This is a genomic window from Leuconostoc sp. UCMA20149 (assembly GCF_030400235.1).
Taxonomy (GTDB): Bacteria; Bacillota; Bacilli; order Lactobacillales; family Lactobacillaceae; genus Leuconostoc; species Leuconostoc pseudomesenteroides.
Map to the genome: position 1 here is coordinate 1 of NZ_VJYC01000005.1, position 18,767 is coordinate 18,767.

Here is an 18,767-nt window from a genome sequence, read left to right on the forward strand (position 1 = left end):
TATAAGCCTAACATTTTGCAAAACCAATGTGAAGACATCGGCTTATTTCAGTAGTACTTTATTATCAATTGCATCATAAGAAAAAGAAGCTAAATGCATTGAAACACTTGACTTCTGGTAGAAAAAAGCCTAAACATGAGATGACATGTTTAGGCTTTTGTTGCACTCTCATCTTTTTTGAGCGATTTGACGTTAAAGTTAAATAAAATGGCATTGAGAACAATTAGTAGCGCACTGAAGATAAAAATGCCTCGGTAATCAAACATACTAGCAATCAAGGCGCCAAACATAGGTCCCATCACACTACCAACAGCTTGAAAACTCTGATTATAACTAAAAATTCGGCTAGTCATGGCCATTGGCGAATTTTTAGTTAACATGGTTTGCACGGCAGGTAACATGGTCGCATCGCTTATACCGACAATAAATCTAAAGACCATTAGCATGAAAATACTAGTGACGAATGCCGTTGGTACAAACGCAACAACGGCAATCATGAACCCGATTTTAATCATGCGGTCAGTACCAACACGATCTCCAATTTTTCCAAATTGTGGGGCGGCTATAACCGTTGCAATACCAGGCATGGCAGCGACTACACCAGCGATGAACGTCGTATTAGAAGCGTTATGCGTTAATTCACGGACAAACAAACTCACGATGGGATTAATTGACGTATTCACAGTTTGTACTAACATGGTCGTGATGAATAAACCTAGAATAAGTTGTTTATTTGGAACAGCTTGCCAGAGTTGTGCTGTGGAAGCACGAGCGGTTCGAGGTGATATTTTAACAGGTTCTTCCTTAACTAAAAATAGCGTCAACAGGAAAACCAGAAATAAAATCACACCCGTGATGTGAAATGACATTCGATAGGAGACAAGTGAAGCTAGTGTACCACCGAACAATGGCCCGAGTAGATTGCCGGCTGTCATACCAGTGACCAAAATACCTAAAGCGTGACCAGCATGCTCTTTGGGCGTTTGGGTGGCAATTAAAGCATTTGAGTTAGATACAAAACCGCCCATGGCCCCTTGTAATGCTCTTAAAGCGAATAGTTCCCAAACATTGCTGACATATCCCATCAGAAATAGTACAATTGCCATTCCTAACGCAGCTCGTAGCATCATTAGTTTTCGACCTTTACGATCTGCTAATTTTCCCCAAAATGGTGACACGATTGCAGTGACCAAGAACGTTATAGCAAAAACAGCACCTGAATAAAACGTGAGTTCATTTTTGCTAAAATCACCTAAAGTGTCAATATATAATGCTAAAAACGGCATTACTTCACTTAATGCGATTCCGGTCATGAAGACGCCAAACCAGAGAACAAAAACATTACGCTTCCAAAGATTACTTTCAGAATTTTCAGACATAAATATTACGCGAATTAATAGTAAATTTAAGCGATTAATACTATTAAAAACGATGTGTTGTTAAGGGTGAACCTTAGACGTAACATCATCGATACGCGACCTCCTTAACTTAGTGTGTTATAAAATGATATAAACTATTATTCCATTCTATCCCTAAATGTTAAAATGTGCACATTTTAAACCTTGACTTGTGAATAGATTAAATTTTGATTATAATTGATGTACGTTTAAAAAGCGTTATTAAGGTATTTTGCGGTTTTAAAAATAGTGAAGTATCTTCCTGATTATATGAAGGGAAGTGAGCGCCAAAAAGTGATATTATGTGCGCTTACAGAGTAATGATATGGCAAGAACAAAAGATTATACTGGACAAGAAGTGCTTGATATGGTGAATGAATACATGTCAAGCGAGGATGCTGAAAAAGTGAAAGCAGCCTATGAGTGGGCAACAGATTTGCATAAGACACAAAAGCGCAAATCAGGGCAACCTTACATCATTCATCCAATTCAAGTTGCGGGTATCTTAGCTGAATTAAAAATGGATACCGCCACAGTTATTTCAGGTTACTTACATGATGTTGTAGAGGACACGCCTGCCACGTTGGCGGATGTCCAAGCACGTTTTGGTGACACAATTGCTCAAATTATTGATGGCGTAACCAAAATTAGTAAAATTCAATATCAAAGTTCACAAGAACAACTGGCTGAAAATCATCGTAAATTACTTTTGGCAATGTCAAAAGATATTCGAGTGATTATTGTTAAGCTGGCTGACCGTTTGCATAACATGCGGACACTTGGTGCGCTGCGTGATGACAAGCAAAAGAGAATTGCCAATGAAACGCTTGATATCTATGCGCCATTGGCTGATCGTTTAGGAATTAGTGCCATCAAGTGGGAATTAGAAGATTTATCATTAAGCTTTATCAATCCTGAACAATATCATCGCATTGCTTCCTTGATGAATATGAAACGTGATGAGCGGATTAGCTATGTCAACGAAGCTGTTCAAGAAATCGAGAATGCGATTCAAGAGTTGGAATTACAAGATGTCGAGGTCTATGGTAGACCAAAACATATTTATTCAATCTATCGTAAAATGACTGACAAACACAAGGCGTTTGAAGAAATTTACGATTTGTCAGCTGTCCGGATTTTAACCGATTCTATTCCAGATACTTATGCTGTGTTAGGTGCTATTCATTCTAAATGGACCCCAATTCCTGGTCGATTCAAGGACTATATCGCGCTACCGAAAGCTAACGGCTATCAAAGTTTACATACTACTGTTATTGGACCTGGTGGGCGCCCCTTAGAGGTTCAAATTAGAACTCACCATATGCATGAAGTTGCCGAGTTTGGTGTGGCAGCGCATTGGGCCTATAAACAAAATAAGGGTTCTAATAAAGAGGCAAATGTCAAAGATAAAAGTGAACAGACGCTGAATGTGATACAAGGTATCTTAGAGCTTCAAGAGAATGCTAAAAATGCTGAAGATTTTATGGACAGCGTGCAAGGCGATCTATTTTCGGATCGTGTTTATGCTTTCACACCGCGAGGAGACGTGTTTGAACTGGCAAAAGGTGCTGGACCATTAGATATGGCTTTTTCAATTCATACAAATGTGGGCATTAAAACCACAGGTGCAAAAGTTAATGGTCGTATTGTGCCGCTGGATTATAAAATTAAAACCGGTGACATTATTGAAATCACTACCTCAGCTAATGCCAAACCAAGTCGTGATTGGCTTGAACTTGTGTCAACGCGTCGTGCTCGTAATAAAATTAAGCAGTATTTTAAGCAACTTGATCGTGATGATAATATTGAAGCAGCTCGAGAATTATTGAGTAACAGCATCAAAGATGGTGGCTATAATGTCAATGCTATATTAACGGCAGACAATATTCAGGAAGTCTCCGAAAAAATGCACTATCATTCATCTGATGATATGCTAGCTGCGATTGGTTTTGGCGATGTTGCCTTACCTGGTGTTGTCAATAAACTCACTGAAAAAATAAGAGAAGCACAACAAGAAGCAGCGGCACAAGAGTTGCAACGTGAAATGCTTGAAGAAGGTCATGGCATTAAACGTGATGAAACGGCATTTACTAAACGTCAAAAAGCCTCTGCTGATGATATTGTGATTGCAGGCGTTGATAATTTGTTGGTCAGATTAGGACGTTGTTGTACACCCGTGCCAGGAGATGCTGTAAAAGGTTATATCACAAAGGGACGTGGTATATCTGTCCATCGCCTTGGCTGTCCCAACATTCGTGCTGCTGAAGCACAGGGACAACGGCTAGTTGATGTCGCATGGGAAGATGATTCTGGCTTGAAACCTAATTATGATGCTGATCTAACTGTTCGTGGAGAAAATCGCAATGGTTTGTTGAACGATGTTTTGCGGAGCGTCAATGGGCGTACCAAATATGTCAACTCAGTTAATGGTCATGTGACAAAAAATGGCATGGCACAAGTGGCATTATCAATTGGCGTGCGTAATGTTGAGCAGTTAACCGTTATTATGGATGCGCTCAATAATCTGCCTTCAGTATATGATGTTGAACGCGCATTTCATTAATGAGTTCCTTTTGTAGTGAGATTAAAAGATTTATCAGGCGATAAGTCTTTTTTTTGTGCTATATTGTTTTTTGAAAATATAGCGCATATTAGGAGAGCATACTATGCATTTAATTACAATGGCATCAATCAGACAAGAGGGAAAAGTGGGGACGCTATTAGTTGATAAGCGGCATCACGAGGTTTATTTCACACCTCAAGTTTTGCCAGAAGCTAAGGCAGATAAATGGTTACTTTGGTTACTGATTGTGAGTGGTATTTTAGTGACACCCTATTGGCTGTTTGATCGCTTTATCACGTTGCCTCATTTTGTGATACATCAGCCAATTTTATGGTGGCTGTGCTTATGTTTAACTGCTGGATTGCCATTTTTAGCTTGGTACTTTGGTCGGCAAAAAGGAAAATATAACTTAACGCAATTAAAACCCTTGACAGTTAAAAAAGATGAACTACTTGTTGATTTGAAATATTGGTGGTTTGAACGATTATGGATTGCTTTTGTTCTTTTTTTGTTGCCGCCAACTGCTATTATGTTCTTTATTTTTTATGTGATTAAAAGTGACCCTCTGGATGCTTTGTTGATAACGGTCCATGCTGCGTTGTTTTTACGTCGCTTGAAACCAAATGCTATTTCACGTATCATGATAACAACAAAAGATATACTTAAATGGAGACAATATGAGAGTAGTAGTGCAACGCGTCAAACAAGCAGTTGTAGCAATTGATGGTCAACCAACCGGTCAAGTAGGACAAGGTTTTGTGCTCTTGGTAGGTATTAGTGATCATGATACAGAGGATGAAATTGATTACCTTGTTCGTAAAATTACCAATTTACGCGTTTTTAGTGATGAAAACGACCATATGAATTTGAGTCTTAAGGATATCAATGGTGGTATATTGTCAATTTCACAATTTACGTTGTACGCTAATACCAAAAAGGGTAATCGACCAAGTTTTACTGACGCCGGTGCACCTGATTTTGCAGAAAAGATGTATGACTTATTTAATGATCGTTTATTGAAAACCGGTGTACCAGTTGAAACTGGTACATTTGGTGCTGATATGCAAGTAACATTGACAAATGATGGTCCGGTAACAATTATTTTTGACACCGATCACAAATAAAAACGCTCATTTCTGAGCGCTTTTTTTGTGGTGATAGTACCAACCAATCGAGACAAGACTTTCAGTGCCGTTTTTAATACGTGATAAGTTACTACGATGACGATAGAAAACAAAAATAGTTAATGCAATAGCAACTAGTGTTAATATCCAATCATGAAAGTAAAAGGAAACCACCGTTGCAAATCCAAATCCAATCATAGAACTCAGAGAGACCATCGAACTAATCAATAAAGTGATGATGAATACTGCAGAGACCATTAAAAAGAAAGGCGGATTATAAGCTAGCAACACACCGGCTGAAGTGGCAACCGCTTTGCCACCTTTGAAACCAATCCAAAATGAATAGGTATGCCCTAGAATTGCCCCTAATCCAATTATCATTGGATTAATGTTACTGTGAAACAATAAGGGAAGTAGTCCAGCAGCCGTTCCCTTCAGTAGATCGAGAACCAAAACGGTGATACCGGCTCGAACGCCTAAAACACGGAATGAATTTGTTGTGCCAATATTTCCGGACCCTTCGTCACGAATGTCTTTATGATAAAAAATTTTGCCGACCCAATAGCCTGGCACTAAAGAACCTAATAAATAGGCCAAAATAAACATGGTAATGGTGGTTAACATAACTTAACTCCTTTAACTAAAAACCATTTATTAGTTTACCATAAAAGCACTTAGTATATGGCATGACTAATCAATTTTAAAATATTACCACTTGTCAGAATACATTTTTTAATCTATTATAAAATAGATTGACATTAACGCACGAACACTGGTTCGTGTTTTTAAGGATAAATAAACATGCCAGAAAAAAATCATTATGATTCAGATTCAATAAAAATTTTAGAAGGGTTAGAAGCCGTTCGAAAAAGGCCGGGGATGTATATTGGCTCAACTGACGGTCGCGGGTTGCATCATTTAGTGTACGAAATTGTCGATAATGCTGTTGATGAAGCTCTGGGTGGCTTTGGCAATGATATTCGTGTGACCATTCATCCTAATAACGCCATAACTGTGCAAGATTTTGGGCGTGGTATGCCGGTAGGTATGCATGAATCAGGTAAACCAACCCCTGAGGTTATTTTGACCGTCCTACATGCCGGTGGTAAATTTGGGCAAGGTGGCTATGCGACATCAGGTGGTTTACATGGTGTTGGGTCATCAGTTGTGAACGCCTTATCGGAAAGTTTACAAGTAACGATTGTTCGTGATGGACACAAATGGGAAGAAGACTTTGTGAATGGTGGTAATCCTGTTGGTACACTGCGTGATTTAGGCAAAACAAAAGCGCATTCTGGTACGACGGTAACGTTTAAGCCTGATCCATCGATATTTAGTGCAACAGTTTATAAATACGAAACATTGTCAGAGCGGTTACGTGAATCTGCCTTCTTAATGAGTGGTGTTAAATTCACGTTGACAGATGAACGAGTAGATCCAGTTCGCATTGAAGAATATCATTATGAAAAAGGCTTGGAAGCGTTCGTTGGCTTTTTAAATGAAGACAAAGAAACGATCGGACCAGTCATGACTTTTGAGGGCGAGCAAGAAGGTATTGTTGTTGACGTTGCTGCCCAATATAACGACGGCTATTCGGAAACATTGTTATCATTTGTCAACAATGTGCGAACTCAAGATGGTGGTACACATGAGGTTGGCTTTCGAACTGCATGGACCAAAGCATTTAACGAATATGCCCGAAAAGTCAATTTGTTGAAAGATAAAGATAAGAATTTGGAAGGGACAGATGTACGTGAAGGCTTAGCCGCCGTTATTTCATTGCGTGTGCCAGAACAATTCTTACAGTTTGAAGGTCAAACTAAAGATAAGCTAGGTACACCGGAAGCTCGTGGAATTGTTGATGCGGTTGTTAATGAAACTTTAGGTCGTTTCTTGATGGAGAATGGTGACTTTGGGCAGAGCTTGATTCGCAAAGCAATCAGAGCCCGTGAAGCCCGTGAAGCAGCACGTAAGGCGCGCGACGAAAGTCGTACTGGCAAATCAAAGGGTGCTAAAGATCGTTTGTTGTCAGGTAAACTGGCACCAGCACAATCAAAAAATGCCGACAAGAACGAGTTATTTTTAGTCGAGGGTGATTCGGCCGGTGGTTCAGCTAAACAAGGTCGAGACCGTAAGTTTCAAGCGATTCTACCCTTACGTGGTAAAGTCTTGAACACTGAGAAGGCCAAATTAGCTGATATTTTGAAGAATGAAGAAATATCAACGTTAATCTATGCAATTGGTGGTGGCGTTGGAGCTGATTTCAAAGTAGATGATGCCGCATTCAGTAAAATTATTATCATGACTGATGCCGATGATGATGGGGCTCATATTCAAACTTTGTTACTCACTTTTTTCTACAAATATATGCGCCCGTTGATTGAAGCAGGTCGCGTATATATTGCATTGCCACCACTTTATCGCGTTAAATATTCATCTAAAAAAATTCCTGATCAATTTGCTTGGACCAACGATGAATTAGAGCAAATTACCAGCAAACGTGAGGCACGTTATGAACTGACACGTTTTAAGGGATTAGGTGAAATGAACGCATCATTGCTCTGGGAAACAACAATGGATCCTGAGTCAAGAACTCTAATTCGTGTCAAAATTGATGACGCTGTACTTGCTGAAAAGCGGGTAACAACTTTGATGGGTGATAAAGTTGAGCCAAGACGCGACTGGATTGAAGCTAATGTCCAATTTACAATGGATGAGGCTGGTTCCATTTTGGATACGGTTGAAGGCGATACTAAGTCAAGTGATGTCTTTGAAAAAGTCCGTCATCATGAAACTGATACAAAATTTAAAGAACAAAAAAATGTACCAGTCATTAAGACTTGGCAGAATGGTACTTCCAAATAATACAAATAATAATTTGAAATCAAATACTTTATTGTGTTTGATGTACATAAAGGATTAAAATATATCGATAGTGGTATTGTATATATTTAGTGAAGACGTTCAATGTTCAAGTTTACTCGGAGTAAATAATTAAAAGCGTCAGGATTGTTTGTATAGTTATTCTAAGGAGCAGTTATGGTTAAGCTGAATAATTTGCTATCTATTGTTGATACATTTGAACATATAGGTCAAAATGATACAGAATTTTGGAATAGTTTTCGTGAAATGCAACAAATTGAAATACACAGGGAAAATGAGTTTAAGTCCTTGTCACAAATGGTAAAAGAGTTTTTGGATTCAGGATATCAAAGGCCGTATATTTTCGAAGATTGGATTGTGGGCTATGAACTACCACAAATTTCTCAAGAAATTGATCTTGTAAAGATTAGTGATGATAAAAATTCAATCGTTGATATTGAATTGAAATATGATTGGCCTGAATATAATAAAGAAAAAGAGTTGAGCGGTAAAAAAAGAGTTCAATGTCAGCAAAAAGCTGTTAAGCACTATCTAAGAATGTTTGATAATGTTTCTGTGTTTACGTTTGTTGCTTCCGAAAGTAAATTTTTTCAGGTAATTGATGACAATACACTAATTGAAGTATCAGTTACCAATGTTATTGAAGCAGTTCCAAGGCCAAAAAAAACAGGCAACTATAAAACAGAAGCAGAGATTGCTAAGCAAAACAAGGAAGCGTTTGATAAAGAAGAGTACTTTGAAAAAATGTTGATGCCTGAAAATTTCTTGGTTTCACCTTATAATCAACCCTTAAGATTTTTGAGTAATAAGTACTTATTAACACAGGAACAATTTGATAAGATAGGAAATCTCTTGACCAAAACCGTTGATTTTAAGAAGAAAGGTGTTTTTTCAATTTCTGGTGTTGCTGGGTCAGGGAAAACGTTAATGGCTTTTGATGTCCTAAAAAAAGCACAGGACTTGGGCAAAAAAAGTGTGTTAATATTAGCGGCAAAAGAAAATAAAGGTATTTTGCAATTACGAGAGAATGGGACATCAGTTTATGGAGTGAAATCTTTAAAAAACATTCTCTTGTCAAATGACTATGAGGTTGTAATTATTGATGAAACACAGAGAATATATGGGGATACTTTGATAGCATTAGAAAAACAAAATGATAAAACGGTCATTCCTTTTTTCGATGCAGCACAAGTATTGGGACAAAAAGATTCTGAAGGTGGAGCTGCGGAATTTTTGGAAACAAAAAAAATTGCTACTCTTGGTACAAAGATAAGAACAAACACAAGTTTGGCTAATTTCATTCATGGAATCTTTAATAAATATGATAAGAAAGCGGGAAGGAAAATTGTAGATAAAGATAAAATAAAAATTGAGTATTTTACTAAAGCAGAAAATGCAAAAATTTTTCTGAGTCAATATTCGAAAGAATTCCAGATACTAAATTTAACAGCGTCAAAATATAATGTAACGCATGTTGATAATATTAATGTATCGAGTGCAGAGGCATTAAATACTCATGATGTTATTGGACAAGAATTCGAGAATGTTGCTTTGATCGTTGATAAAATGTTTGTATATGGAAAAAATGGAAAACCAGTTTTATGTAAGAGCTCACAAACACCGTATTTCTCAGATAAAATGTGGATCATGAATTTTACTCGTGCAAAAAATAAGTTAATGCTGATCATTGTTGATAATGAACCATTATTAAGAAGAAGTGTGGAACTTTTAAAATAGGAGAACCAAAGTTAAATGGCAGATCGTATAACTGATCTATCACTGGAAACAGTGATGGGAGAACGCTTTGGGCGTTACTCCAAATATATTATTCAAGAACGTGCATTACCAGATATTCGTGATGGTTTAAAGCCAGTTCAACGACGCATTTTATTTGCGATGGATCAAGATGGTAACACATATGATCATCCATATCGTAAATCCGCTAAATCAGTCGGCAATGTGATGGGTAACTTTCATCCTCACGGTGATTCATCAATCTATGAGGCGATGGTTCGCTTATCCCAAAGTTGGAAAGTGCGTGAACCATTAATTGATATGAACGGTAACAATGGTTCAGTTGATAATGATCCAGCTGCTGCCATGCGTTACACGGAAGCACGTTTATCCAAAATTGCCGGTGAGATGATGGCTGATTTGGGACAAGAGACAGTTGACATGGTGTTGAATTTCGATGATACCACTTATGAGCCAACAGTTTTGCCATCACGTATTCCGAGTCTATTTATCAACGGTGCGACCGGTATTTCTGCTGGTTATGCGACTGAGATTCCGCCACATAATCTCAAAGAAATCAATGCTGCGTTGACTTACCTGCTGGATCATCCAGAAGCAACGTTATCACAATTAATGCGTTACGTTAAAGGTCCTGATTTTCCAACAGGTGGTATTATTCAAGGTTTGGATGGTATCAAAAAAGCCTATAAGACTGGTCGTGGCAAAATTGTCGTTCGCGCTAAAACAGCTATTTCTACGCTGAAGGGCGGCAAACAAAAAATCGAAATTACTGAATTGCCATATGAAGTTGTCAAATCAACATTAGTTTCTAAAATAGATGCTATTCGACTCAATAAAGAAGTTGCTGGTATTGCTGAAGTTCGCGATGAGTCTGATCGTGAAGGCATGTCCATCGTCATTGAACTTTCAAAAGATGCGAATGCTGAAGGTATTTTAACGTATTTGTTCAAAAAGACTGATTTACAAATATCGTATAACTTTAATATGGTCGCTATCCACGATCAGCGACCTGTTCACGTTGGCCTAAAGGACGGTTTATCTGCTTTCTTGGATTTCCGAAAAGAAGTTGTTCTAAAACGGTCTGCATACGAGTTAGCAAAAGCTCAGGCACGACAACATATTGTTGAAGGCCTAATTCGCATGCTATCAATTTTGGACGAGGTTGTGGCGACAATTCGTGCCTCAAAAAATCGTAAAGATGCGACGCAAAACTTAATCGACAAGTTTCAATTTACGCAACCACAGGCGGAAGCAATTGTTACTTTACAGTTGTATCGTCTAACAAACACTGATGTCACGCAATTAGAGGAAGAATTTGCGCAATTAAATGAAAAAATTGCACGACTGAACTTGATTTTAACAGATGAGAGCGCACTAAAAGATGTGATTCGTGCTGAAATAGCGGCAATCACGAAAGGGTATGCTTCTCCTCGTCGCAGTGAAATCGAGGCAGAGGTTGAAACACTAGTTATTGATACAGCGGTTACGATTGCTGAAGAAGATGTCCGTGTATTGGTTTCAAGAAATGGTTATTACAAGCGCTCGTCGATTCGTTCATATAAAGCATCAGATAACGAAAATGGCTTGGCGGATGATGATTTAACAATATTTGAGGGAACGCTCAATACCACGGCGCATTTGCTGATGTTTACTAATAAAGGGAATGTCATTTATCGACCAGTTCATGAGTTACCTGATACCAAATGGAAAGATACTGGTGAGCATTTTTCTCAGCAGCTTTCTAATTGGGTGAGTGACGAGTATGTCATCAAAGCAATAGCACTTACGGATATTGACCAAGGTGGCGATTTCTTATTAGTAGCCAATGATGGTTATATTAAGCAAACGTCAGTTTCAGATATTGTGCCGAAATCATATAAGAAAAAGTCAGCCATGGCGATTAAGCTAAAACAGGAAACGAGTTATTTAGTGAACGTTGTTTATGTTGATAAGGTTGCTAAACAGGACGTATTGTTACTATCTCATAATGGTGTGGGATTGCGTTTTGCATTGACTGACGTACCGGAAATTGGTGCGCGAACGGCAGGTGTCAAGGCAATGGATTTGCGTGATGGAGACACCATCAAAGCAGCACTATTAATTACTGATAACCAACAAAAAGTTGCAATAGCCGCAACAAATGGGGCGTTTAAGTATATGCCTGTTTCTGAAATTAGCCGTTCAAAGCGTGCCAACAAGGGACTGCTGATTTTCACTCAAAAGAAGACAGTAGCTTATCATGTGGCAACAGCAACAATTTTTGACGAGACAGTCACTGCACTGTCGATTCTGACAACGCGCTATCAAGTTCAAGAAATTCAATTGAGTGATTACCGACCATCTCAACGGATAGGAAATGGTCAGTATGTTGTAGATGTTGATAAAAATGGGACACCATGGATAATGACACCGCTAACATTGGTAACGACAAATTGACAATTTTTTGTTAAAATGAAACTATATTAATCTAGGAGATATAAAATTCATGGCTAAAACTTTAGTTTTTGGGCACAAAAACCCTGATACAGACACAATTGCTTCGGCAATTGCCACATCTCATTTGTTGCGTCACCTATACAACTGGGACACAGAAGCAGTTGCACTAGGGACACCAAACGAGGAAACAAAGTTCGCTTTGAGTTACTTTAAACTAGAAGCACCTCGCGTCATTACAAGTGCTGATACCGATGATGTTGTCTTAGTCGATCACAACGAGGCAGCGCAATCAATTGATAATTTAGCTGATGTGACAGTAGCAGCTATATACGATCACCATAAATTCAATTTTTCCAATAGCACACCACTTTATATTGTGGCTAAGCCTTGGGGTTCAGTAGCTACTATTTTATACTTTGAATTTAAAAATAATGACGTTACAATTCCAGCTAACATAGCTGGTTTGATGGCATCGGCTGTCATTTCAGATACTTTGTTGCTTAAAAGCCCAACGACCACTGAAGCTGATAAAGTTGCTTTGTCAGAATTGTCAGAAATAGCTGGTCTTGAAGACTATGAAAAGTATGGTTTAGATTTGTTGAAGGCAGGGACTGACCTTTCTTCACGTACTGATAAAGAGTTGATTGATGGTGACGCAAAGTCATTTGATATGGCTGGGCACCAATTCCGCATTGGGCAAGTGAACACTGTTGATATTGATGACGTTTTGGCACGCCAAGCGGGTATTGAAGATGCCATCAAGTCTGAAGGCTACGAGGACTTCTTGTTTGTCATTACAGATATTTTGAACTCTAATTCAAAAGCAATTTATCTAGGGGATGCAAACGATGCCATTGAAAGTGCCTTCAATGCGAAATTAGCAGGCAATGTCATTGATTTACCAGGTGTAGTGTCTCGTAAAAAACAAGTTGTCCCACCACTTGAGCAACAATTTTAAGATTTTTTAAACATCTTAAGCTGAGATATAAACTTTTACGAACAAAATTTCGTCAAGTTAGAAAAAAGGGCTTTACAGTGCCCAATAGTTCATGTATAATAGTTATTTGTATTGACAAGCAAATAAAAATTTTTAAGAAAACACACTAAGGAGCAAGGATTATGCGTATCCACGTCGTTTTAGGAAATGATGAAACTGGTGAGCGTATTTACTTGACGTCTAAAAACCGTCGTAATACGCCTGACCGCCTCGAGTTGAAGAAGTACTCACCAAAACTTCGTAAAGTAGTGACATTTAAGGAGATTAAGTAATGGCAAAAAAGTCAAAAATTGCTAAGGCACAAAAGCGTGAAGCTTTAGTTGCAAAGTATGCTGAAAAGCGTGCTGCATTGAAAGCATCTGGTGATTTCATCGGTTTGGCTGCTTTGCCAAAAGATTCATCTCCAGTACGTGTTCACAATCGTGATTTGATTGATGGTCGCCCTCATGCTTACATGCGCGAATTTGGTATGTCACGTTTGAACTTCCGTCAATTGGCACACAAAGGTCAAATTCCTGGTGTGCGTAAGGCTTCTTGGTAAGCACTTATATATTATTTTAAAAAGCCGGCTTGCGGCTTTTTTATTTGTGAAAACAAACAGTGAATTTGCATTTTTTTCATAAATAAGCTATAATTAATATAGTTAATTTACATAGCAATTGTAAATGAGCGGGTCACTTTGTAAAAAGAGGCCGGCTCATTTTTTATGAGATTAGCGCTTGCTGTCAATACACACGAACAGGTATTCAAATGTGTACCAAAAATAGTAGTCTGAATTTAGTCGAAAGGAGAAAGCAAATGACCAGTAAAACGGAACAAGTTGTTATAGACTTGATCACACCAATTTTAAAGACTCATGATGATTTGCTGTGGGATTTGACGATCACTAAAGAAGGTGGTCAAAAGATTTTACGCATACTGATTGACAAACCTAACCATGAATTTATTACGATGGATGAGTTAACAACTTTTACACAAGATGTTAATGAATTATTAGATACGGTTGATCCAGATCCAATACCTGAAGCATACATGTTAGACATTTCTTCACCCGGAGCTGACCGTCCATTGAAAGAAAATTGGCATTTTGAATGGGCAAAAGAAGCAAACGAGAACATATTAGTATCACTATTTACCAATAAAAATGGTCAAAAGAGGTGGCAAGGTAAAATTCAGTCGCTTGATCAGGATGGTTTAGTCTTAAAAACTGAAAATGGTGATTTGCCTTTGACTTTCGATGAGATAGCAAAAGCGATATTAGATGTTCAGTTTTAATCGGTAAAAAATGGAGAAATCGAATGAGTAAAGAATTAGTAGATGCACTTGATGCTCTTGAGGCAGAACGTGGTATTGATCGTTCGGTTGTTGTGGATGCTTTAGAAGACGCACTAAAAGCAGCTTACAAGAAGCAATACAACACCGCCGATAATGTTGAAGCAACGTTTGACGATAAAAAGGGTAACATTAGTATTAAGCAGGTGAAAAACGTTGTCTTAGATGATGACCTTGAAGATGATGAAACGGAAATTGCATTGTCTGATGCTTTGGCTTTGAATAGAGCTTACGAAGCTGGTGATGAAATTCGGTTCGATGTCACGCCTAAGGACTTTGGTCGTATGGCTGCACAAGCAGCCAAACAAGTGATTGTTCAAAAAATGCGTGAAGCCAGTCGTCAAGCGGTTTATAATAAGTTTGCTGAATATGAAAACGAAATTATCACTGGTGAAGTCGATCGACAAGATTCGCGTTTCTTATATGTCAATTTACCAGGCAATCAAGAAGCTGTCATGGCCCCCAATGATCAAATGCCAAATGAACGTTACCGTATGGGTGATCGTATAAAGGTTTTGGTCAATAAAGTGGAAAACAATGCCAAGGGGCCACAAATTTTCGTTTCACGTACAGCGCCTGATTTGGTTAAGCGTTTGTTTGAACAAGAAGTGCCAGAAGTTTACGATGGTACGGTTGAAATTATGTCAATTGCACGTGAAGCAGGTGATCGTTCAAAAATCGCTGTTTACACGCATGATGGTGATTTAGATCCTGTGGGCGCTATGGTTGGTCAACGCGGTGCACGTGTTCAAAGCGTTGTCAACGAGTTAGCTGGCGAAAACATGGACATTGTAGAGTGGGTTGAAGACGAAGCGCAATACATTGCGAACGCTTTGAATCCTTCTGAAGTAACGGATGTTATTTTTGATTCCGAAAATGACCGCGCGGTGACTGTCATTGTGCCTGATAACCAATTATCATTAGCAATTGGAAAAAAAGGTCAAAATGCACGTTTAGCGGCTCGTTTGACAGGATTTAAGATTGATATCAAGTCAGAAAGCGAAGCAGCAGAAACATTAGCGCAAAAGCCTGCAGACGACAAACAAATTGACGAAGACGAAGAATAATTTGAAAGGATACATGGTGTGTGACAACCTAAACTCCACACCTAATGTTTTAAAACTATGAAACCTCGTAAAATACCAATGCGAAAAGACATTGTAACAGGTGAAATGTTTCCTAAAAAAGATCTCGTTCGTGTCGTTCGCGACAAAGAAGGTAAGGTCACTTTAGATCCTACAAGCAAGGCAAACGGCCGTGGTGCATACATTAGTTTAGATGTGGCCGTAGCGGAAAAAGCTAAACAAAAGCGCATCTTTGATAAAGCGTTTGAAGTGAAAGTGCCTGATCAGTTTTATGATGAACTGATAGCATACGTTGATCATCAACAAGCACGTCGGGAGTTGTTCGGTGATCAGTAAAGACGAACAAATATTAAATTTGCTAGGTTTGGCAATGCGCGCTGGCAAGTTAGTGCTGGGAACGGCACCGACTCTTGCAGCCATTCGTGGGCAAAAAGTGTCATTAGCATTTTTTCCAAGCGATGGTGGCGCTAGCCAAGCTAAAAAATTAGCCGACAAATCATCATTTTACAATGTCAGATTAGTACAAGACTATACTAAGCAGCAATTGACAGACGCCATCGGTGTTAATCGAGGTGTGTTTGCTGTTGCAGATCATGGTTTTAGTCGCAAAATTAAACAATTAATATCAGAAAAGGAGCGGAACTAAATGGCAGAAGAAAAGAAATTCTCAGGCTCAAACCGTCCTGCAAGAAAACAGGCAGTGCCAGAACGTAAGGAATTGCCCGCATCGCAAAGACGCCATGCGGCTAAGTTAGCGGATGGTGCAACACCAGCTCAAAATAGTTCACGTCCAGCACGTCAGGGACGTCCAAATAACAATAATGGTCAAGGTCACCAAAATAACGGTAGCCAAGGTCAAAAGCGTAATACATCTCAAAATCGACCAAGTAATAGTGGTCAGAGTCGCTCAAATACAAACAATACTAACCGTAATAGCGGTCGTCCTGGCTCACGAGTGGCACCATCTGAAGGTCGTCCAATGATTCGTGAAAAGAAAAATTGGTCAACAAAGCCACGTGCCGGACAAGTAGATTATTCAGCTAAGCCTGACAATAGTCTCAAGCAGTACGTGAATGAAAACGAAAAAAAGCGACAAGCTTCTGAAGCAGTTAAACACCCTAAAAAGGCTGCTGCTAAACCAGCAACGCAACCTAAAGCACAGCCTGCAGCCACAGCACAACCAGCAACTCCTGCTGCTGGAACCGGTAAGTTTGGTGGTGCATTGGCTTCTGGTAATAACTCTGCGCGTAATAATTCACGCAAGCGCAATACTAATGGAACAGGACAACAAACGCCACGCCGTAATGATCGTCCACGCGGATCTAAAAAGTCACGTCGTATTGCAGCGAAACATCAACCAGCTACACCAGTGACTGTTCGAAAGGAACAGCCATTGCCAGAGGTTTTGGAATATCGTATTGGTATGAACGTCCAAGATTTATCAAAACTTTTGCACCGTGATACAGCAGAAATTATTAAAAAGTTGTTCTTGTTGGGAATTGTAACGAACCAAAACCAAAGTTTGGATGAAGATACGATTGAAATTTTGGCTGCAGATTATGGTATTGATGCTAAAGTTAAAGAAGAAGAAGATGTTGCCAATATTGATCGTTTCTTCGATGATGAAACGATTGATGAAAGTAAATTAGTACCTCGACCACCTGTTGTTACAATCATGGGTCACGTCGATCATGGTAAAACTACGTTGTTAGATTACTTGCGTAATTCGCATGTGACTGAGGGCGAAGCTGGTGGTATTACACAACACATCGGTGCTTATCAAACTCGTTTGAATGACAAGCTAATCACTTTCTTGGATACACCAGGGCACGCCGCCTTTACAGAGATGCGTGCACGTGGTGCTAATGTGACGGATTTGACAATTTTGGTGGTTGCTGCTGATGATGGGGTTATGCCACAAACAATCGAAGCGATTAACCATGCCAAAGCTGCCGGCACACCTATCATTGTGGCAGTTAACAAGATTGATAAGCCTGGTGCCAATCCAGATGATGTGATGAACCAATTGATGGCATATGATTTAGTGCCTGAAGAATACGGCGGTGATACAATCTTTGTTAAGATTTCTGCTAAGTTTGGACAAAATGTTGATGAGTTGCTTGAAATGATTTTGCTACAAGCAGAAGTGCTTGAGCTGAAGGCTGATCCTGATATGCCTGCTCGTGGTTCAGTGATTGAAGCGCGTTTGGATCGTGGACGTGGACCTGTTGCGACTGTGTTGGTGCAACAAGGTAGTATGCATGTTGGTGACCCAATTGTTGTAGGTAATACTTATGGTCGCGTACGAACAATGACTAATGAACGCGGTGTAGAATTGGAAGCGGCTCTACCAGCAACGCCAGTTCAAATTACTGGTTTGAATGATGTACCACAAGCTGGTGATCGTTTCATTGTTATGGCTGATGAAAAAACAGCTCGTGCAGCTGGTGAAGAACGTGCAAAGCGTGCGCAAGAAGCAATTCGTAACTCTGGGTCAGTCGTTACACTTGATACTTTGTTTAATACAATGGCAGAAAAGGCCATGAAGACTGTTCCGGTCATCGTCAAAGCTGATGTACAAGGTTCGGTCGAGGCACTCTCTGGCTCACTGAAGAAAATTGAAGTTGATGGTGTTCGTGTTGATATTATCCACACGGCGGTTGGTGCTATCAATGAATCTGATGTGACATTGGCCGAAGCATCTGGGGCTGTTATCATTGGATTCAATGTGCGGCCTACGCCATTGGCTAAATCGCAAGCTGAAACGGAGAAAGTTGATATTCGTTTCTATAATGTGATTTATAACGCTATCGATGATGTCGAAGCAGCTATGAAGGGTCAACTTGAACCTGTATTTGAAGAAAAGATTATCGGCCAAGTTGTTGTTAAAGAACTCTTCAAGTTCTCTAAAGTTGGTACCATTGCTGGTGCTATGGTTGAAGAAGGTAAGATTACCAAAGAATCAAAAGTTCGTGTCATTCGTGATGGGGTTGTTGTATTTGATGGTGAGGTTGGCTCACTTCAACGTGGCAAAGATGCTGTGAACGAAGTCAAAATGGGATTTGAATTTGGATTCACTGTGGCTAAGTACAACGATGTTCATGTGGGTGATGTGGTTGAAGCCTATGTGATGCAAGAAGTTAAGCCTAAGTAACCTAGAAACAAATATAATCAATTAAAGAAAAGAGGCATGCA

The 18,767-nt window shown here is 39.2% G+C and carries 16 protein-coding genes; 14 read left to right on the forward strand and 2 right to left on the reverse strand.

Annotation, left to right across the window (positions count from 1 at the left end):
• Positions 1-149 precede the first annotated feature (149 nt).
• Positions 150-1,379 carry an MFS transporter gene (locus FF105_RS05385; protein WP_010296165.1) on the reverse strand — a complete coding sequence of 410 codons (1,230 nt, stop codon included), beginning with the start codon at positions 1,377-1,379 and terminating at the stop codon, positions 150-152.
• 343 nt (positions 1,380-1,722) lie between these two features.
• Here FF105_RS05385 and FF105_RS05390 point away from each other — a divergent pair, with 343 nt between their 5' ends.
• The 3 genes from FF105_RS05390 (at position 1,723) to dtd (ending at position 5,084) form a co-directional block, all read left to right on the forward strand.
• A complete protein-coding gene (locus FF105_RS05390) occupies positions 1,723-3,960 on the forward strand; it encodes a RelA/SpoT family protein (protein ID WP_290046398.1) in 2,238 nt (745 codons plus the stop codon).
• A 103-nt stretch (positions 3,961-4,063) separates the two neighbouring features.
• Positions 4,064-4,684 (forward strand): hypothetical protein, encoded by a 621-nt coding sequence (locus FF105_RS05395; RefSeq protein ID WP_010296159.1) that lies wholly within the window; start codon positions 4,064-4,066, stop codon positions 4,682-4,684.
• Positions 4,638-5,084 (forward strand): D-aminoacyl-tRNA deacylase, encoded by a 447-nt coding sequence (dtd, locus tag FF105_RS05400; protein WP_031941382.1) that lies wholly within the window; start codon positions 4,638-4,640, stop codon positions 5,082-5,084. The genes FF105_RS05395 and dtd overlap by 47 nt, the downstream gene beginning before the upstream one ends.
• 6 nt (positions 5,085-5,090) lie before the next feature.
• On the opposite strand, the gene plsY is transcribed toward dtd, so the two are convergent.
• Positions 5,091-5,708: a glycerol-3-phosphate 1-O-acyltransferase PlsY gene (gene plsY, locus FF105_RS05405; RefSeq protein WP_010296147.1), complete on the reverse strand. Its 618-nt coding sequence runs from the start codon at positions 5,706-5,708 to the stop codon at positions 5,091-5,093.
• 177 nt (positions 5,709-5,885) lie between these two features.
• Here plsY and parE point away from each other — a divergent pair, with 177 nt between their 5' ends.
• The 11 genes from parE to infB all read left to right on the forward strand — a co-directional run bounded on the left by parE (position 5,886) and on the right by infB (position 18,726).
• Complete coding sequence (gene parE / locus FF105_RS05410) at positions 5,886-7,949, forward strand: DNA topoisomerase IV subunit B (RefSeq protein ID WP_010296146.1); 2,064 nt, start codon at positions 5,886-5,888, stop codon at positions 7,947-7,949.
• Positions 7,950-8,123: 174 nt separating this feature from the next.
• Complete coding sequence (locus tag FF105_RS05415; RefSeq protein ID WP_147651825.1) at positions 8,124-9,704, forward strand: DNA/RNA helicase domain-containing protein; 1,581 nt, start codon at positions 8,124-8,126, stop codon at positions 9,702-9,704.
• 15 nt (positions 9,705-9,719) lie between these two features.
• Entirely contained in the window at positions 9,720-12,158 is a 2,439-nt protein-coding gene (gene parC, locus FF105_RS05420; RefSeq protein ID WP_010296143.1) for a DNA topoisomerase IV subunit A, read from the forward strand.
• 49 nt (positions 12,159-12,207) lie between these two features.
• Entirely contained in the window at positions 12,208-13,116 is a 909-nt protein-coding gene (locus FF105_RS05425) for a manganese-dependent inorganic pyrophosphatase (RefSeq protein ID WP_010296141.1), read from the forward strand.
• A gap of 161 nt (positions 13,117-13,277) precedes the next feature.
• Positions 13,278-13,427 (forward strand): 50S ribosomal protein L33, encoded by a 150-nt coding sequence (gene rpmG, locus FF105_RS05430; protein WP_002815032.1) that lies wholly within the window; start codon positions 13,278-13,280, stop codon positions 13,425-13,427.
• A complete protein-coding gene (rpsN, locus tag FF105_RS05435) occupies positions 13,427-13,696 on the forward strand; it encodes a 30S ribosomal protein S14 (RefSeq protein WP_004910882.1) in 270 nt (89 codons plus the stop codon). Before rpmG ends, rpsN begins: the two co-directional genes overlap by 1 nt.
• Before the next feature lie 257 nt (positions 13,697-13,953).
• A complete protein-coding gene (gene rimP / locus FF105_RS05440) occupies positions 13,954-14,430 on the forward strand; it encodes a ribosome maturation factor RimP (RefSeq protein ID WP_010295229.1) in 477 nt (158 codons plus the stop codon).
• Positions 14,431-14,453: 23 nt separating this feature from the next.
• The gene (gene nusA, locus FF105_RS05445) at positions 14,454-15,554 is read left to right on the forward strand and encodes a transcription termination factor NusA (RefSeq protein WP_010295227.1); all 1,101 of its coding nucleotides are present in this window, start codon (positions 14,454-14,456) and stop codon (positions 15,552-15,554) included.
• 57 nt (positions 15,555-15,611) lie between these two features.
• The gene (gene rnpM / locus FF105_RS05450; protein WP_010295225.1) at positions 15,612-15,908 is read left to right on the forward strand and encodes an RNase P modulator RnpM; all 297 of its coding nucleotides are present in this window, start codon (positions 15,612-15,614) and stop codon (positions 15,906-15,908) included.
• Positions 15,898-16,218, forward strand: coding sequence for a L7Ae/L30e/S12e/Gadd45 family ribosomal protein (locus tag FF105_RS05455; protein ID WP_010295223.1), 321 nt, complete (start codon positions 15,898-15,900; stop codon positions 16,216-16,218). Before rnpM ends, FF105_RS05455 begins: the two co-directional genes overlap by 11 nt.
• On the forward strand, positions 16,219-18,726 hold the full coding sequence (gene infB, locus FF105_RS05460; RefSeq protein ID WP_010295221.1) for a translation initiation factor IF-2: 2,508 nt from the start codon (positions 16,219-16,221) through the stop codon (positions 18,724-18,726).
• Positions 18,727-18,767: the final 41 nt, after the last annotated feature.

Bases quoted from the DNA above. Each gene is read 5' to 3' on its own strand.
- infB (WP_010295221.1), top strand. From the start codon at position 16,219: ATGGCAGAAGAAAAGAAATTCTCAGGCTCAAACCGTCCTGCAAGAAAA.
- FF105_RS05415 (WP_147651825.1), top strand. From the start codon at position 8,124: ATGGTTAAGCTGAATAATTTGCTATCTATTGTTGATACATTTGAACAT.
- rnpM (WP_010295225.1), top strand. From the start codon at position 15,612: ATGAAACCTCGTAAAATACCAATGCGAAAAGACATTGTAACAGGTGAA.
- FF105_RS05390 (WP_290046398.1), top strand. From the start codon at position 1,723: ATGGCAAGAACAAAAGATTATACTGGACAAGAAGTGCTTGATATGGTG.
- nusA (WP_010295227.1), top strand. From the start codon at position 14,454: ATGAGTAAAGAATTAGTAGATGCACTTGATGCTCTTGAGGCAGAACGT.
- FF105_RS05385 (WP_010296165.1), bottom strand. From the start codon at position 1,379: ATGTCTGAAAATTCTGAAAGTAATCTTTGGAAGCGTAATGTTTTTGTT.
- rimP (WP_010295229.1), top strand. From the start codon at position 13,954: ATGACCAGTAAAACGGAACAAGTTGTTATAGACTTGATCACACCAATT.
- parC (WP_010296143.1), top strand. From the start codon at position 9,720: ATGGCAGATCGTATAACTGATCTATCACTGGAAACAGTGATGGGAGAA.
- parE (WP_010296146.1), top strand. From the start codon at position 5,886: ATGCCAGAAAAAAATCATTATGATTCAGATTCAATAAAAATTTTAGAA.
- rpmG (WP_002815032.1), top strand. From the start codon at position 13,278: ATGCGTATCCACGTCGTTTTAGGAAATGATGAAACTGGTGAGCGTATT.
- FF105_RS05425 (WP_010296141.1), top strand. From the start codon at position 12,208: ATGGCTAAAACTTTAGTTTTTGGGCACAAAAACCCTGATACAGACACA.
- FF105_RS05395 (WP_010296159.1), top strand. From the start codon at position 4,064: ATGCATTTAATTACAATGGCATCAATCAGACAAGAGGGAAAAGTGGGG.
- dtd (WP_031941382.1), top strand. From the start codon at position 4,638: ATGAGAGTAGTAGTGCAACGCGTCAAACAAGCAGTTGTAGCAATTGAT.
- plsY (WP_010296147.1), bottom strand. From the start codon at position 5,708: ATGTTAACCACCATTACCATGTTTATTTTGGCCTATTTATTAGGTTCT.
- rpsN (WP_004910882.1), top strand. From the start codon at position 13,427: ATGGCAAAAAAGTCAAAAATTGCTAAGGCACAAAAGCGTGAAGCTTTA.